This is a genomic window from Sporosarcina sp. FSL K6-3457 (assembly GCF_038007285.1).
Lineage (GTDB): Bacteria > Bacillota > Bacilli > Bacillales_A > Planococcaceae > Sporosarcina.
Window position 1 is genome coordinate 23037 of sequence record NZ_JBBOWX010000002.1, and the last position, 16940, is coordinate 39976.

At 41.2% G+C, this 16940-nt stretch carries 11 protein-coding genes; 7 read left to right on the top strand and 4 right to left on the bottom strand.

Going from position 1 to position 16940, the window contains the following annotated elements; all coding sequences use genetic code 11:
* Positions 1-70: 70 nt before the first annotated feature.
* Positions 71-1159 (top strand): citrate synthase/methylcitrate synthase, encoded by a 1089-nt coding sequence (locus tag N1I80_RS22165; protein ID WP_340740147.1) that lies wholly within the window; start codon positions 71-73, stop codon positions 1157-1159.
* Positions 1160-1286: 127 nt separating this feature from the next.
* On the opposite strand, the gene N1I80_RS22170 is transcribed toward N1I80_RS22165, so the two are convergent.
* A complete protein-coding gene (locus tag N1I80_RS22170; protein ID WP_340740148.1) occupies positions 1287-2438 on the bottom strand; it encodes a hypothetical protein in 1152 nt (383 codons plus the stop codon).
* Positions 2439-2620: 182 nt separating this feature from the next.
* Between N1I80_RS22170 and N1I80_RS22175 the strand changes: the two genes are divergently transcribed.
* The 4 genes from N1I80_RS22175 (at position 2621) to N1I80_RS22190 (ending at position 7180) form a co-directional block, all read left to right on the top strand.
* Positions 2621-2998, top strand: a complete 378-nt coding sequence (locus N1I80_RS22175; RefSeq protein ID WP_340740149.1) for an AbrB/MazE/SpoVT family DNA-binding domain-containing protein — start codon at positions 2621-2623, stop codon at positions 2996-2998.
* Entirely contained in the window at positions 2988-3323 is a 336-nt protein-coding gene (locus N1I80_RS22180) for a type II toxin-antitoxin system RelE/ParE family toxin (RefSeq protein WP_340740150.1), read from the top strand. The genes N1I80_RS22175 and N1I80_RS22180 overlap by 11 nt, the downstream gene beginning before the upstream one ends.
* 142 nt (positions 3324-3465) lie before the next feature.
* Positions 3466-5442, top strand: a complete 1977-nt coding sequence (locus N1I80_RS22185; protein ID WP_340740151.1) for a S9 family peptidase — start codon at positions 3466-3468, stop codon at positions 5440-5442.
* 1042 nt (positions 5443-6484) lie between these two features.
* Positions 6485-7180 (top strand): Rpn family recombination-promoting nuclease/putative transposase, encoded by a 696-nt coding sequence (locus N1I80_RS22190; protein WP_340740152.1) that lies wholly within the window; start codon positions 6485-6487, stop codon positions 7178-7180.
* A 31-nt stretch (positions 7181-7211) separates the two neighbouring features.
* On the opposite strand, the gene N1I80_RS22195 is transcribed toward N1I80_RS22190, so the two are convergent.
* Entirely contained in the window at positions 7212-8384 is a 1173-nt protein-coding gene (locus tag N1I80_RS22195; RefSeq protein WP_340740153.1) for an IS701 family transposase, read from the bottom strand.
* A 211-nt stretch (positions 8385-8595) separates the two neighbouring features.
* Between N1I80_RS22195 and N1I80_RS22200 the strand changes: the two genes are divergently transcribed.
* A complete protein-coding gene (locus N1I80_RS22200) occupies positions 8596-8874 on the top strand; it encodes a hypothetical protein (RefSeq protein WP_340740154.1) in 279 nt (92 codons plus the stop codon).
* Between the two features lie 425 nt (positions 8875-9299).
* Here the strand turns inward: N1I80_RS22200 and N1I80_RS22205 are convergent, their stop codons facing one another.
* Both N1I80_RS22205 and N1I80_RS23410 read right to left on the bottom strand, forming a co-directional pair.
* Positions 9300-9485 (bottom strand): hypothetical protein, encoded by a 186-nt coding sequence (locus N1I80_RS22205; protein ID WP_340740155.1) that lies wholly within the window; start codon positions 9483-9485, stop codon positions 9300-9302.
* A 245-nt stretch (positions 9486-9730) separates the two neighbouring features.
* Entirely contained in the window at positions 9731-9949 is a 219-nt protein-coding gene (locus N1I80_RS23410) for a helix-turn-helix domain-containing protein (protein WP_445683718.1), read from the bottom strand.
* A gap of 311 nt (positions 9950-10260) precedes the next feature.
* On the opposite strand from N1I80_RS23410, the gene N1I80_RS22210 reads away from it, so the two are divergent.
* Entirely contained in the window at positions 10261-16929 is a 6669-nt protein-coding gene (locus N1I80_RS22210) for a collagen binding domain-containing protein (protein WP_340740156.1), read from the top strand.
* Positions 16930-16940 lie beyond the last annotated feature (11 nt).

Genomic DNA, 16940 nt, shown 5'->3' on the forward strand with positions numbered 1-16940 from the left:
TCAATGAAAAACATTCAATTTCCATAATCATACCTCCGCTTTATACTAATGAAAAGAGGGAGGAATGGTTATGTTTCAAAAAGGGTTGAAAGATGTTGTCGCTGTTCATACGAAAATTGCATCTGTCGATGGAGAGAAAGGGGAATTGCGCTATCGCGGCGTTTTAGTAGGTAATCTCATATCGTCTCATTCATTTGAAGAAATAGCTTACTTCATGTGGCATGGGCGTCTCCCAGGGGGGAATGAACAAAGAATAATGAAAGAAAAAATGATAGCAGGAAGGTTACTACCTCAACATATAACTGCAATCATTGATGCATTTCCTAATGATATGCCCTTGATGGATGCCATGCGGACAACCATTTCAGCTTATGCACACGCAAATTTTAACGAGCAAACCATCGAGGACCAAGCAATCATGTTGACAGCCGCTCTACCCGTAATCATCGCACGCCATTATCGAAATCAGCAGGAGAAACCAATTGTGGAAGCCAACCCAGCATTATCTCATACGGCGAATTATTTGTGGGTGCTAACAGGCGTTATTCCGAATGAAGTGCAAATCGAGGCACTCGAAACGTATTTGAAACTGACGATGGAGCATGGTTTGAATGCCTCCACCTTTGCAGCGCGTGTCACCATTTCAACTGAATCGGATTTAACATCAGCAGTCACGTCAGCCATTGGAACAATGAAAGGCCCGTTACACGGCGGCGCACCCTCGGCTGTCATCGAATTATTAGAGGAAATCAAAGCACCAGAAAATATACGTCCAGTCATTGAAAAGAAAATGAAGGATGGTGAACGAATTATGGGATTCGGCCATCGTATTTATAAAACAGAAGATCCGCGGTCGATTGTATTAAGGGATACATGTATCGATATGGCGGGGAAGGACGACTGGTTAGATTTAGCAACAGTCGCTGAAAAAGAAATCATTACTTTGTTGGATATCTACAAGCCAGGTCGAAAATTGTACACCAATGTTGAATATTATGCAGCTGCCATTATGCGGTCGATTGATATGCCGCCTGCACTTTTTACACCGACATTCAGTGCCGCAAGAATTGTTGGTTGGACGGCACATGCGATAGAGCAGTTGAGTGATAACACGATTTTTCGCCCACAATCCGTCTATACAGGGGAGTGGGTTGATTGAAGGTGGCAAGCCGTGATAGTTTCGTGGTTCTCCCTTGTAGCCTGTGGACCTTCGCTTATGAATAAAAAACTCCGGCTACTGCTTCATTTAGAAGAAGTAGCCGGAGTTTTTGTCGCACTACACGTTATCATTGTACGGTTAACCAAAACCCAGTTAGTTTACCAGATTCAGTACTGTCCACTTTCAGACGATACTCTCCAAAGTAAAAAAATGCATAATTTGTTCTTTCTATGTCGTCATAGCCACTATCAGCAGGCTCACCCAGAATGGAGATTATGGAATCGATATCATTGGTGATTAAACCACCGTTTAGTGTAATAAAAGTGATTTTCCGTGTTGATTCATCGTAAAAGTAACTACTGCCGCCAGGGAATGCGTAATAAATACCACCTTCATAATAATCATGGTGCAGATAATCTGAGGATTTTTCCAGTACCTTGTCAATGGAATCTCCTAAACGAAATGAATTATCGAGAAGCATTCCTTTTTTAATCGACTCTAAGAAGTCATTCGTCAATGTGATATGAGGAAATGAGATATACTCGGCTTCATTTTCATGCCATAACTTCGTGTTGTATTCACCTGATTCCCATCCATACATATCATCTTGAATATACTGTGTTATAGCATATGTTGCAAAGTCATGTTCAGCCGCATTCCACTGCCAAGTCGTATAAAACCAGCCGATGCCTTCGCTTTCATCGCTACCATTATTGTAGATATACGTTTGTAAATAGTGGCCTTCGATGAATTTCACTTGATCACCCGTAATGACAAGTCGAGCATCACTGTCAAAAGTAACCGGTTGCATCTCACCGTCTGTATAGGTCCACATAGTAAGCGTATTGCTATTCGCTGCTTCGGGGTTGATCCATGTAATCATTGTTTGATCCCCGAATGTATGTATTTTGAATGGTGACTTGTCTAGATTAATGCTAACGGCTTCAAGATCCCCAGCTAAATGTTCCTGCAAGACACCATATGTGTCATCTCCCAAATAGAATGCCAGATTTCCGTTGTATTGCTTACCCCCTTCTTCCGTTGTACCACCATCGGCTACGAGGTAAAGCTCCGCTGTCTGTTCACCATCCTGTACTTCCCAAGAATATAGAACGTCTTCTTTTATTGTTTCAATAGGTGTCTTTTCTTGCTCAACCTGCTGCTCATCTTCTTCTAAAGTAGGAATATCATTTTCTATCGGCTGTATTGTTGTTACCTCTTGGCAGGCCGATAAAAGAAGAATGCTACATACAAAAAATATGCTATGACGCAGTTTCATAATTTTTTAACTCCTTTCTGTCTTTTAATAAATCACATTGTACTTCCAAGTATAGCAAAGAATTCATGAAGGAAATTTCTTTGCAAAACGTTTAACAAAACTTGCAAAACTGATATAATGAAGGGAACCAAGAAGTGGGTTCCCGGAAATGAGTATAGTAAGTGAAGAAGGAGGCATATACTATGGTGAATGCAGAGAAGTTTTCACGGGAGGTAGTAAGCATGCCAAGTGCTAAAAAAATATCTGTGTCAAAAAAACGGCAAATAACTATTCCAAAAGAGTTCTACGACCAACTTCAGATAGATGATGAAGTGATTTGTGAAGTAGTGGATGGCAGTCTTGTGATAAAACCTATCGGAGAGGCTGTGGATTTCAGCGAGTATATTTTGCGTGATTTAATCCAAGAAGGTTATGAATCCGGTGAAGAGATGGTGAAGGAGTTTACCTATAGAAAATCACAGATTAAACCAGCTTTGGAGCAATTGATTGCCGAAAGTCGTGATGGAAAAGTATACACAAGTACGGAAGATTTCTTTAAGGACTTGGATGATGATGAATAAAAGCGAGCTGTTGAATTTTGAAATCTTGCCTGGTGCAAGAAAGTTTTTGAAATCGATAAAAAACGATAAGGCATTGCAAGGGAAATTTCAAAGTGCAATAGAAAGTCTTCGGCTAGATCCTACTTTAGGTGAATCAAAAAAAGGGGATTTAGCTGGAATTTCTTCATTAGATATCCGTCACAATAAGACTAACTATGAACTGGCCTACCGTGTCAAGAGATTGGAGAACGGAGATTTATTGCTCATTATTTTGGCTGGGACGCGTGAAAACTTTTACGAGGATTTGAAGAACTATATGAAATTCTCATCAAGGATAAAAGATTAAGTGGAAAAATTGTTACATACGAAACTCCTCTCCATTATTATCTCGGAGAGGCTTTTTATTTTTCTGGAAAATCCACGAAAAAAGGAAAACTCCTACGAGTGTCGAAATAAGTAGGTAGAGAAAAAATAAGGGGGAATGGATGATGGAAAAACGTAAAGTAGCGGTCGATGATTTGTTCACGTTACAGTCTGTGACAAATCCACAGCTGGCGCCGAATGGCAAGGAAGCTGTGTTTGTGAAGACGCATATTGAGCAGGAGGATAATAAGTACGTGTCGAATGTATTCCACGTGGATTTAGTGTCGAATGAGGTGACACAGTGGACGCATGGCAAAGGCAGTGTCTCATCACCAAAATGGTCGGCGGATGGCAAACGAATTGCTTTTTTATCGGATCGTGAAGACAAAAATCAAGTGTACATCTTGTCGGCAAGAGGCGGGGAAGCGAAGAAGTTGACGACGTTTGAAAAAGGCGTGTCGAGTTTCCTATGGTCGCCATGTGGTCGGCAAATCTGGGTCAACGCAGTCGTCAAAGAGGGCAAGACATTCACGGATAAAGAAGAAAAAGAGGACAAGAAAAAGCCAGAGCCATATCGTGTAACGACCATGAAGTATCAGATGGACGGTGCAGGGCTGCTACCGCAAGATACGTTTAGACAAATCGGAGTTGTCGATATTGAAACGGGAGATGTGACACAGTTCACGGAAGGTAATTTTCAGCATGGATTACAGGCGATATCACATGATGGGAAAAAGCTTGTGATGGGCGTAAATCGGCAAGAAAATTTGGATTATGAATTCCGCCAGCCGTTATTCCTCGTTGATATTGAGACGAAGGAAGAGACCGTGCTAATTGAAGAAGAAGGCTATTACGGTGGTGCGCGATTTTCATACGATGACCAATACATCGCGTTCGTAGGCTCAGACCGCACCTATCAAAATGCCACACATGGTGACTTATACGTTTATGATATGCAACAAGAGACACTGGTGAATTTGACGGAAAGCATCGATGCGCCAGTTGGAGATTATTCAGTTGCGGATCATCAGCAAGGAGCGAGTGCGCCAGCAGCCGTTTGGACGCAAGACAACCAGCTCTATTTTCAATTATCGACAATGGGCGATGTCCAATTGTATTTTGCGACGCTTGAAGGGGAGGTATATCCAGCTTCACCAGACAATGAACACGTCTATGGCTATGACGTTTCTGCGGATGGTGCGTTTGCGTTGGTCGCGGTTAGCAATGCTATCAACCCAGGCGAGTTATATAAGCAAAGCATTACAACGGGCGAACGCCAGGCACTCACTTCATTCAACGCAACCTATGTGGAAGAAGTGGAACTCGTTGAGCCAGAAACAATCGTCTACCGAGGAGCCACCAATTGGGACGTGCATGGCTGGCTGATGAAACCTGTGGGCTACGAGGCTGGCAAGAAATACCCGCTCATCGTCGAAATCCACGGTGGACCGCATGCGATGTATGGCAATACATTTTTCCATGAATTGCAGCTATTGGCGGCACAAGGATATGGTGTGTTATATGTAAATCCACGCGGTAGCCATGGCTATAGTCAGGAATTTGTCGATGCGGTGCGCGGCGATTATGGCGGCGGGGACTATGAAGACATCATGGCAGGGCTCGACTTCGTAATTGGAGAAAATAATTGGATTGACACAGAACGTCTTGGTGTAACAGGCGGTAGCTATGGTGGCTTCATGACAAACTGGATTGTGGGGCATACGGATCGTTTCAAAGCAGCCGTCACACAGCGCTCAATTTCGAACTGGATTAGCTTCTTCGGCGTGTCTGATATCGGTTATTATTTTAGCGATTGGCAAATCAGCGCGAATATGACGAATGTCGACAAGCTATGGGAGCATTCACCGCTGAAATATGCGAAAGACGTTGAGACACCACTGCTCATTCTCCACGGTGAGAAAGATTTCCGTTGCCCGATTGAACAAGCGGAGCAGCTGTATATCACATTGAAAAGCATGGGGAAAGTAACGGAATTTGTCCGTTTCCCAGATGCAAGTCATAACTTATCGCGCACGGGGACGCCGAACTTGCGTGTGGCGAGGTTGGATGAGATTACGGGCTGGTTTGAGAGGTATTTGTAATAAAAGAATCGCAGTTTACAAATAGTGTGTATCATTTTAACGGGTTTATAAATTGGGGTTTTCTGGTAATGAAAGAGCCTTTTCACATTTGAAAGGGCTCTTTCATATAAAACTGGATTACCTATTCTAGATACTGTGCGACGAATTCTGAGAACTGAGCTACCCGGGGGAACTGTACGACCAATCGCTGGAACTGTGCTACCTAGAGTGGAAACTGTACGACGAATACTGAGAACTGAGCTACCCGGCGGAACTGTACGACCAATCGCTGGAACTGTGCTACCTAGAGTGGAAACTGTACGACGAATACTGAGAACTGGGCTACCCCGTGCTAACTGTACGACCAATCGCTGGAACTGTGCTACCTAGAGTGGAAACTGTACGACGAATGTTGAGAACTGAGCTACCCCGTGCTAACTGTGCGACCAATCGCCCGAACTGTCCTACCTAGAGTGGAAACTGTACGACGAATATCGAGAACTGAGCCACCCCGTGCTAACTGTACGACCAATCGCCCGAATTGTCCTACCTAGAGTGGAAACTGTACGACGAATTCTGAGAACTGAGCTACCCCGTGCTAACTGTGCGACCAATCGCCCGAACTGTCCTACCTAGAGTGGAAACTGTACGACGAATATCGAGAACTGAGCCACCCGGTGCTAACTGTGCGACCAATCGCCCGAACTGTCCTACCTAGAGTGGAAACTGTACGACGAATGTTGAGAACTGAGCTACCCCGTGCTAACTGTACGATCAATTGCCCGAACTGTGCTACCTAGAGTGGAAACTGTACGACGAATATCGAGAACTGATCCACCCATTATTCTGAGTCATAAAAACTAACACTTTCCCACCCTTGAAAAAGTAAAAATTTCAATTTGCCCCTTTTTTGCCCTTGAAATGTCCCACTTTTCACCCGGAAATTGAAATATGCCCTTGTTTTCATAGCTCAAAATAAATACTTGGTTTCTCTAAACAATTTACATATTACACCTTCCGTTATAGGGTAGAGGTAAGACGAATAATGGAGGTGTTGAAGAGTATGGCGACAGCGTTAATATGGGAAAATTCCACGGATTATGAAGTAGGGAATGTCGATCAGGATGGTCTGTGGAAGACAGTAATTGGCGAATTGTTCGAAGACTTTTTATTGTATTTTGCTCCGGATTTACATGCACAAGTTGACTTCTCGAAAAAAGCCGATTTTATTCAACAAGAGCTATTTCAACAAATTATAAAAGACAAGAAAGGACGGAAGATAGCTGACCAACTGGTCAAAGTTCACCTAAGGGATGGCGAGGAAAAATGGGTGTTGGTTCACATAGAAATCCAAAGTGATAACGAACCCGACTTCGCCAAACGAATGTTTCAATATTTCTACCGCATTTTTGATAAATATGACAAAGAAATCGTTGCCCTAGCCATCATGACCTCACCTCATAAAAGCGAATACTCCACCGAATTTCACTACAATTATTTTGGCACAAAACTGAATTATGCGTATAATATATACAAGACCATCGATCATTCTTATGAAGAATTAGAGCAATCAGACAAGCTATTCAGCAAAATGGTTCTCGCCATAAAATATATGCATGACACAAAAGAAGACGTAGACAAGCGCTATGCATTTAAAATGAAGCTCATGCGAGAAGTTTTGAAAATCAACAGGGACTACGATACAGTACTTTACATCGTTTTCTATTTTATTGCTCTAAATGAGCATATTTCAATGTAAAATTTCCCATAAAAAATGACAGACTGATGCATTAGGCTACTTGTAGCTCGTTTTTGATTTGCTCAAGTGAAGCACCATGTTTGGTTGAGTTGTGCACAAACTCAATGATGCTCGCGAATTTGTTCTTTCGAACAAGATGGATAGTTTGTGTAAAGCTTTTTCCATAAATATCACTTAAAAATAAATACGCAAATTGTACAAGTATCCAAAAACGTTGAATCGCTTTCCGACTTCGCACTTGATACCCTTGAAAACCCAGATGTCCCTTGACCTGTTGAAAATAAGTTTCGATTCGCCAGCGATAGCCGTAATAGGTTAAAATCTGTTCATTTGTTAATTCGACATCTGTACTTAAAAAGCAACGCATGTTTTTCGGATCCAATGTTTCGTCATCGGATGGCCAACAAAGTAAAACTATGCCATTTGCCAAATCGTTGAGTGCACCTTCATATCTGTACACACGATAGGTTTCCTGCCCAATTGTCACGAAATTGGTTTCTGTTGGTTGAATGTGAGTGGCGAATTGTTTGGCTTGAATCCGTATGCCCTTTGGATACAAAATACGATTGGTTTTCATGGCACCAATGGTATGTATCCCCTTACAAAAAGCTGCTTCAATAATGGTTTTCGAGGTGTACCAGCTATCGCAAAGTAAATATGTTGGGTGATTAAAAGTTGGAACTTGCCGAATCATTTCAAGGGATAAGTCAATTTTACTCTGGTCTTGTTCCTTGCAAAATAAACGGAAGTCAAAAGGGAAAGCAGTTTGTTGATTAGCCATCATTAATTGCACAACTTGATGTCCCCAGACGCTTTTTCCGTCTGTATGCGAAAAATGAAAGCCGGTGGCTTGTATAGGTGACGTTGCCTGTGACGAAGGCTTTGTCTTTTGGGAGATGGTGTCATCGAGCAATAAAAATGTCGGCTCGTCTTTTTTCATATTTCGTAAAACATGTTTTTTTGATTGTCGTAGAAGAAAAGACTCATTCCACGGGCTATGTTGTAAAAAATGACCGAGTGTGGTGCGATGTTTTGCATGATGACTGAGTGCATGGATTTCCGTTAACTTTCCCGTGAAACCGATACTAGACATACCGTCTATAAAATGGAGGAGATGACGTACTACAGGTTTCGAAAAATAAAAGGGTAAGTTCCAGGTTTGAAATCCTTCCTCAATTTGTTGGTGGTGTGATAAGCTAGACATAGACAGGCACACTCCTTTGGTAGATTGATGGTGTAGGAACTTTCATTCTAACCCAAAGGGTGTATTCTGTCTTTTTATTTTGCCCAAAGGAACTTACTGGAAGTGAATTTGCTCATTAAGAGTTATTGACTATTTATTGCGATTGCCTGAAGAACTATCCAAAAAATTAAACAATACAATGGCACCGATTGTGCAAAAGGAGGTAAATGGAATGGGTCAAATTGAAAGGGAATTTGTTTCTCCAACAATGGAAGCAATTTTGACTGGGGCACAGGAAATTGGAGAGAAGAGGGGAATAGAGAAAGGAATAGAAAAAGGTAGAAAAGAAGGCAGAGAAGAAGGTGAAAAGATAGGAGTAAAGATGGGAGCGGAAAAAAGTCTAACAAAAGTTGCGCTTGAAATGTTAAAAAAAGATTTCCCAATTGACGTTATCGCAGAAGTAACACACCTAGACATCGAAGCCATCAAAAAACTAAAAGAAACCATTTAACATCCCTCCACAACACTAATCCACCCAAAAACCAAAGCATAAAAAATCCATGACCGCCCCTTCTGACATCAGTCACTAGGGAGCGGTCATTTCTGTATAGATTTTGTATAGGTCGCTATTCTATCATTATGAAAGACTACCAGTCTGCTTTTTTTGCAGTATCTGCTCAATATTCGCCAAATCTTTCGGCGTAGGGATGCGGTTAATGAGGACAATCTATACATCTGTGAAATCCAAAGGTGTGTCAGCGATGATAAAGTCAATCGCCAGCTTGTCTACCGATTCGTGACTAAGGCTGTGCTGATTGCCACAAATAATCTCCATGCGACCCGAAAAATGATGCTCTAACAAAGTATAGGTGAACTGGCTTAGCCTGTAGCTATCTATAGAAATTAGCAATGCTTTCTTTCGATAATAATGAGTCTCTAGCTTCGCCAGTCCAAGAAATTCGAATTGTCACGTAACGACAGACCAAACGCGTCTTCCAATAAAGAAACGAACAACATAATTTCCGTCTGTTGTTGGACAAGCACAAGCACAAGCGTTTCAATCGGCTGCTCAATAATTTCAGCATGCGTAATTTCCACATGGACCAGTACAAGAAACAGCAACTCACGCTAATCAACAGTCATATGAATGGCATTGCCATCCTTAATCGCTTGGAAAAAATCACCATGTTATGATAATGCCTGTTCTGCATAGCCATTTCCAGCGTGTCAGTATCGAGCGTCGCAAGAAAGCCTGCCCTGATCCTGGAAACAGAAATATCAATAAACCATAAAATAGTGGCAAGGGATACAACACAATACCCGTAGTACGCTCAAGCTGTCTAAGCACCTGTACATACTGCTCATATCTAGCATACATAAGACGTATAAATCAACCTAGATTCACCAAATATGCCCGTCTTCAATTTTTGTAAATAACAACGTATCAAAGACTCATCACCAGTAAGTTGCAACGGATTTCTTGATAGCTTAAGTGAACAATCACGTAAACGCCTATCAATTACCTTACGTAACTGATGCAACGAGCTAACATTTAACTTAAATAGATACCTTAATGACTTTGTCAAAGTAAAAAAAGCTTATCTCTCTACCTACTAAACAGACTACGATAATAATTAGTTTCAACTAAACGAAAATAAATAAAAGAAAAAACTTCAAACTATCAAAAATAATCCGATAATCACCATATGTTCAATTAAATGTATTTTTTGAGTTATTACCCACCTATTGTATTTATATATTTCCTATATAAATTAAATCTACCATCGAAAGGGGATGCATACGTGACGCATATGCATAGAAAAGTAGTTTCGATCATTTCGCAACACTATGTAACACGTAGTCAATTTACAAGCAAGAAAGAGCAAGGAGGAGAAGCATGAAGAAATTAAACATATTTGCACTCATGCTGTTGTTGATTGGGCAAACGATATTAGGCCCGATTGCAGCGGTTAGTGCGAGTGAATTACCACCCATTAACCCAGACGAAATCGTCGAAGATGGTTCGGATGGTAATGATGTAATTGTAGGTGAAGAAGAACCTTCGGATGAACCGGCAATTCCAGAAGAGGGTGAATCAGATGAAGAACCAGTAATTCCGGAGGAGGGGGAAGGAGATCCCGATACTGGATTGACACCACCAGAAAACGATGAAAATCCAGTAGTTGAGGATGACGGAGTTATTGCTGGTGAAGAGATGCGTACTTTTTTTGCAGGTGTTCCAGAACCAATCACAGGTGCCAATCTTACTAGCTTTAAAATGACGATTGGAGGTCAACAGGTTGATTCGGGATCGTTCACGCAAGAGTTAGACCCAGGTACAATAGCAAACTTCGAAGTGAATTTCTCTGTTCCCATGGAAAATACAAGTGGTGAAGCATGGGGAGATGGAAGTTCGTTTGAGTTCCAATTGCCAAATTCATTGATTGATTTTGATCAAGCATTCGAAGGCTCAAAAACAGTAAACGGCATTACTTATGCATACAGTACTTCAGGTAATAATGTAACAGTAGAATTAAGCGGAATGCAATTCGATCAGGCAAGTGACACCCCAGAAACGTTAGCAATCGAGTTCAACTCTGGCTTCAAATTAACTAGTGATGAAATCGAACAAGAACTAGAAATTCCAGCTGCTACTGGCGGAACGGATACGATTAAAGCTACATTTACATTCCAGCCATCAACGAGCGGTGAAAAAGTAAAGAAAACGGCAACGGGTTCACCTACTCCAGGAGTAGATGGTAATCACGTAATGGAATGGGAAGTTTGGGTGAATGAAGCAGGGAAAGTATTAAATAACGCATCATTGACAGATAGTGCAACAGGCGGACACGCAATTGTCGATGGTTCAGTTAATGTTTCCCAATACACAGTTGATTTGAAAGGTGTTCAAAATAAAGCTGGTTCAGGTACTCCAGTACTTACTGGTAAGGACTGGGCAGATATTGGTGCAGAATTAACAGGCAGAAATGCTTATAAAATTACGTATAAAACAGCAGTAAACTTAGATGCTGAAGATCGTGACGGTCCAAAAAACTTTAGCAATACAGTAACATTCACAAATGATGGACAGCCAGAAGAAAGTTCCAGCAGTGCACCACAAACAATTACTTATGGTAAAGCATTAGAAAAACATAATGCAACAGGTAATAACTATACGAAAAATTGGCGAATTGATTACAACCACAATTTGCTAAATATTCTTGCTGCTCAAGCGACACTAGAAGATACGATTTCAGGCCCACATGACATCGACTTTAGCACGATTAAAGTGTATAAAATGAACGATGCGAATGGGAATGTAGAAACGAATGTTTCATCGGGCACGGATGTTACAAATAACTTTACTGTTAGTCCTAATACAGGTGATGGTAAAACTTTCACAATTAATTTTGGTGGAGACACTTCTGACGCATACACAATAACGTATGAATCGAAATACAATACGAAAGATTTTATCGAACAAGCAGATATTACTGGTCAAACATTAAGTAACACTGTAACAAACGGTGCTGGAAAATCTAATACAGGCACTTACTCTTTAAGTGAAAATTTATTAACAAAATCTCGTACGATTGATGTTGATAATAAAACGATTACTTGGACAATCGACATTAAATCGGATAATCCAGACAAGGCTATTTCTAATCTTACGTTAACTGATACGTTTACAAACGGTGCTTACAATGGTGAGCATGAGTTAATAGAGGATGCAGGGGATAGAGTCCAACTTAATGGAGCAGATGCAACTTACGCTTTAATAGAAGGTGATTCGAAAAAAGGCTTCACTATTACAGGCATTAGTGTACCTGCTGGTCAAACTGCTACAGTCATATACAAAACTTCTTTTGCAATTGGTGACGATGGTCAAGTAGAAACGCAAGGGTACGGTAACACGGCTATGACAGAGTGGACTAGTGGCGGTGTAGATTATACTAAAACAGCTAGAGCACAATATGAACCAGGAACAACAACAGTGAATAATGGTAGTAAATCTGGAAGTTTTAACTACTCCACACGTGAATTTACATGGGATGTAAGAGTTAATATTAATAAAAAGGATATTCAAGGTGCGGTATTAGTTGATACTGTTGTTGATGGGCATGACTACGTTCCAGGTAGTACGATTGAAGTCCTTCCGTTAACCAATTTTGGTGGTAACGATACGGGCGGTACGATTGGCACGACACCAATTGATGCTAGCAACTATGACATTACTGTAGAATCTGATCGTGGCTTTACATTAACTTTTAAACCTACATTGGATTCTAGTATTAACAATCAAGCCTATGTTGTACGCTATAAAACGATTGATTCGGATAATATTATAGGTATCGGTTCTACGACTGCAACGGATAACGGGAATGTATATGAGAATAATGCCACATTCCAGACAAAGGGTAGTCAAACGTTCACACTTGGCTCGACTCCAGTCACATTAGATGAGAATGTAGCGAATAACTTAATTACGAAAAGAGATCCAAATCAAAACAGTGCAACAGAAAAAATTACTTGGACATTAGATGTGAATAAGTCAAATTCGAACTTAGGAACAGATGTTGAGTTAACAGACTTACCAGGCGATAATTTATGGTTGCTAGAAGATAGCATTCGAATTGCAACATATAATGTTACCGCTAATGGAATATCAAATAATACCGATTGGCAAACACTTGCACAACGTGGTATTCCTGTAACATTCAATGCAGATGGTGGCTTTACGCTAACGTTCCCTAGCCTAGAAAATGTAGGGTATCAAGTGCAATATGAAACAATTGGCTTCGGACAATCAGGCAATCCATTAGAAAATACAGCAACGTTACACTACGGTGGTCAAACTGAAAATAATCAAAAAACTGAGGATAAATTTAGTGGTGCATTTAACTTCAGTAGTTCAGATTCAAGCTTCACTTCTACGCGCGGTAGTGCGAAGTTTAAAAAGATTGGAATTGACTCAGAGACAGGTGAAGTGAAAGACGCAGCGCTTGCAGGTGTCGAATTCCAATTAGTGAAGAAAACAGCGAATAATGAATATATTATTAAAACGGCTACAACAGATGCAAATGGAGAAATTACATTTGAAAATGTACCGTATAATAATTATTTTGTTCGCGAAGTAGTTGCACCTACAGACTATACTATAATGAGTGAGTTTGAATTTAGATTAGATGCAACTACAACGCTTGATCAGAATCCAGATTTAGTTACAGAACTTGTCAATACAACACCGCTACCGGCGGGAAGCTGTGATGAATTTACAATTACAGTAAAAGATGTTGACGGAGGATTAATTACATCGGGGAAAGTAACTTTAACAGATAAAAATGGAAAAGAAACAGAACTTCAACATCCTTTAGATGCTGATGGTAAAGTTTTATTACCTAAGAACTTCCCAGCAGGTAAATATCAAGTGACACATGAAACAGAAGGGCCTTTAGGAGACGTAACAGTCAAATATGACAGTGAGTGTGAAGGTGAAGTTGCACCGGCACCAACATGTGATAACTTCACAATTGTTGTGAAGGACGATCAAAATGTAATTCGTATAGATATTACTGAATTAACATTAAAACAAGGTACTACGGAAGTAAAAGCGACACCAACTCCGGATGGTAAGTTTGTTTTTACATCCAATAAACAAGATGAAACGAATGGTGTAAAGCCAGGAAAGTATTCTGTTTATGAAGGTAATCAATATTTAGGTGAAGTGGAGTTAACGTACAAAGAAAGCTGTGGTTATGAATTTGTCGTTACACAAGCTCCGACATGTCCAACATTCGTATTAGCGGTAAAAGATATGGATGGAAAAATGGTCGCTGATGGCACTTCTGTTACAATCAAGGATAGTAATGGCATTCCTGTTGCTACCAAAACTACAGTAGGTGGTAAAATCACTTTGGGTGATGGTACAACGGTTGGTGGCTTAAAGGCTGATGAATACACTGCAGAAATTGCAGGGGAAGAAATCGGTAAATTCACAACAAACACTGATTGCGAAGCATCTGTCCAACCAGCACCAACATGTACTGACTTTACAATTACTGTTAAAGATGGAAATGGTGATGTGCGGAGAAATGCTACTGTAACGTTGAAAGACCAAGCAACTAAAGCTACTATTACAACTGTAACAACAGATGCTAATGGTCAAATCAAGCTTCAACCAAATGAATTTTTATCAGCAGGCACATATGACGTTTACGATGGTAATTTCCTAATTGATGAAATGACAATAAGTTACCTAAATGACAATTGTGCAGCTGAAGTAACAGGAGCACCAACATGTACAGATTTCACGTTAACTGTAAACGACAGAAGTGGTAATCCACGTGAAGGCGTTGAAATAACGGTGGAAGATGCAGTAGGTAATATTGTTACAGATTCATCTGGTGGTCCATTTATTACAAACACAGATGGAAAAGTTACATTTGATAATGTTATTGTACGTGGTACCTACAAAGTATATGAAGGTACGAAACTCATTAATTCATTCACAGTGAAAGACGATTGTTCAGCAACTGTGAAGCCTAGACCAGTTTCACCAGGACCAGGTCCAGCATGTACAGAATTCACATTAACTGTGAAGGATGCGGAAGGTTTTGTTCGTGGAGATGTAGATGTTACATTGAAGAATGAGACTGGAACTGAAGTTTTGACGGGTACAACGAATGAGCAAGGTCAAATTACGATTGGCAATGCTTTGTTGATTGCTGGTGCGTATAAAGTTTTTGAAGGTGAAAAAGAGTTAGGACTAGTGAATGTTGATTTCACGGAGGATAATTGTCAGGATGAGGTTACGACTCCAGGTGAAAATGTATGTACAGAGTTTACAATCACTGTGAAAGATGCAGAAGGTAATGTACGTGAAAATGTAGAAGTTACTGTGAAGGATGCGGAAGGCAATGTTGTGGCTTCGGGTACGACGGATGCAGACGGCAAAATCACAGTACCAAATACAGTGCCAGCGGGCGAGTATACTGTATTTGAAGGAGAAACAGAGTTAGGAAAAGTGACTGTTGATTTCACAGAGGGTAATTGTCAAGGTGAAGTAGGAGCTCCGGTTGAGCCGGCGGTTTGTACAGAATTCACATTGACTGTGAAGGATGAAGAAGGTAATGTGCGCGTAGGTATAGAGGTAGTTGTGAAGGATGCATCTGGGGGAGTTGTAGCTACGGGTACAACGGATGCAGATGGCAGAATCACAATACCAAATACAGTATCACCAGGTGAGTATACTGTATTTGAAGGAGAAACAGATTTAGGTAAAGTGACTGTTGATTTCACAGATGGTAATTGTCAAGGTGTAGTAGGAACTCCGGTTGATCCGGCGGTTTGTACGGAATTTACAATTATTGTGAAGGATGCAGAAGGTAATGTACGCGAAGGCGTAGAAGTTGCTGTGAAGGATGCATCTGGGGAAGTTGTGACTACAGGTACAACGGATGCAGATGGTAAAATCACGGTACCAAATACAGTAGTCGAAGGTGACTATTCTGTATTTGAAGGTGAAATAGATTTAGGTAAAGTGACTGTTGATTTCACAGAGGGTAATTGTCAAGGTGAAGTAACGACTCCGGTTGAGCCGGCAGTTTGTACAGAATTCACAATTACTGTAAAGGATGCAGAAGGAAATATACGTGGAAACGTAGAGGTTACTGTGAAGGACGCAACTGGAACGGTTGTAGCTTCGGGTACGACGGATGCAGATGGTAAGATTACAGTACCGAATACAGTGCCAGTAGGCGAGTATACTGTATTTGAAGGAGAAACAGAGTTAGGAAAAGTAACTGTTGATTTCACTGAAGGTAAATGTCAGGCTGTTGTCGGTAATCCGAATGAACCAGGGAATCCGGGCGAACCAGGAAATCCAGGAGAACCGGGTAACCCAGGAAATCCGGGAGAACCAGGTAACCCAGGAAATCCAGGAGAGCCAGGAACACCAGGTAACCCAGGAGAACCAAGTAATCCAGGAAATCCAGGAAATCCGTGGAACCCGAACCCTTGGAACCCATGGAACCCGTGGAATCCAGGTAACCCAGGAACACCGGGTGGAGAAACGCCAGGCACTCCGGGTGGAGAAACACCAGGCACACCAGGTGGAGAAACGCCAGGCACTCCGGGTGGAGAAACACCAGGCACACCAGGTGAAGAAACGCCAGGCACTCCGGGTGGAGAAACACCAGGCACACCGGGTGAAGAAACGCCAGGAACACCAGGTGAAGAAACACCAGGCACACCGGGTGAAGAAACACCAGGTGTTAATCCGGAAAATCCGGGTAACGTAGGTGTTGGTAACGAGCAAGGTGAAGTTGGTAACGAAAATACAGCTAACGATCCAAATGCATCTGTTCATGGATCAGGTGGCGACAAAGCTGAAGGTGGACTTCTTGGCAAAGATGGTCAACTTAATTCACAGGTTGGCAATGCTGGAGGAGAACAAGCAACACTTCCACAAACAGGCGAACAAAATATGTTGTACATGATGATCATCGGATTTGCACTCATTTTAATGGGTGGAATGATGATCGGTCGTCGTAAGACACACCAATAATTGATTACTAT

Bases quoted from the DNA above. Each gene is read 5' to 3' on its own strand.
- N1I80_RS22200 (WP_340740154.1), top strand. From the start codon at position 8,596: ATGGGTCAAATTGAAAGGGAATTTGTTTCTCCAACAATGGAAGCAATT.
- N1I80_RS22190 (WP_340740152.1), top strand. From the start codon at position 6,485: ATGGCGACAGCGTTAATATGGGAAAATTCCACGGATTATGAAGTAGGG.
- N1I80_RS22175 (WP_340740149.1), top strand. From the start codon at position 2,621: ATGGTGAATGCAGAGAAGTTTTCACGGGAGGTAGTAAGCATGCCAAGT.
- N1I80_RS22185 (WP_340740151.1), top strand. From the start codon at position 3,466: ATGGAAAAACGTAAAGTAGCGGTCGATGATTTGTTCACGTTACAGTCT.
- N1I80_RS22210 (WP_340740156.1), top strand. From the start codon at position 10,261: ATGAAGAAATTAAACATATTTGCACTCATGCTGTTGTTGATTGGGCAA.
- N1I80_RS22165 (WP_340740147.1), top strand. From the start codon at position 71: ATGTTTCAAAAAGGGTTGAAAGATGTTGTCGCTGTTCATACGAAAATT.
- N1I80_RS22170 (WP_340740148.1), bottom strand. From the start codon at position 2,438: ATGAAACTGCGTCATAGCATATTTTTTGTATGTAGCATTCTTCTTTTA.
- N1I80_RS22180 (WP_340740150.1), top strand. From the start codon at position 2,988: ATGATGAATAAAAGCGAGCTGTTGAATTTTGAAATCTTGCCTGGTGCA.
- N1I80_RS22195 (WP_340740153.1), bottom strand. From the start codon at position 8,384: ATGTCTAGCTTATCACACCACCAACAAATTGAGGAAGGATTTCAAACC.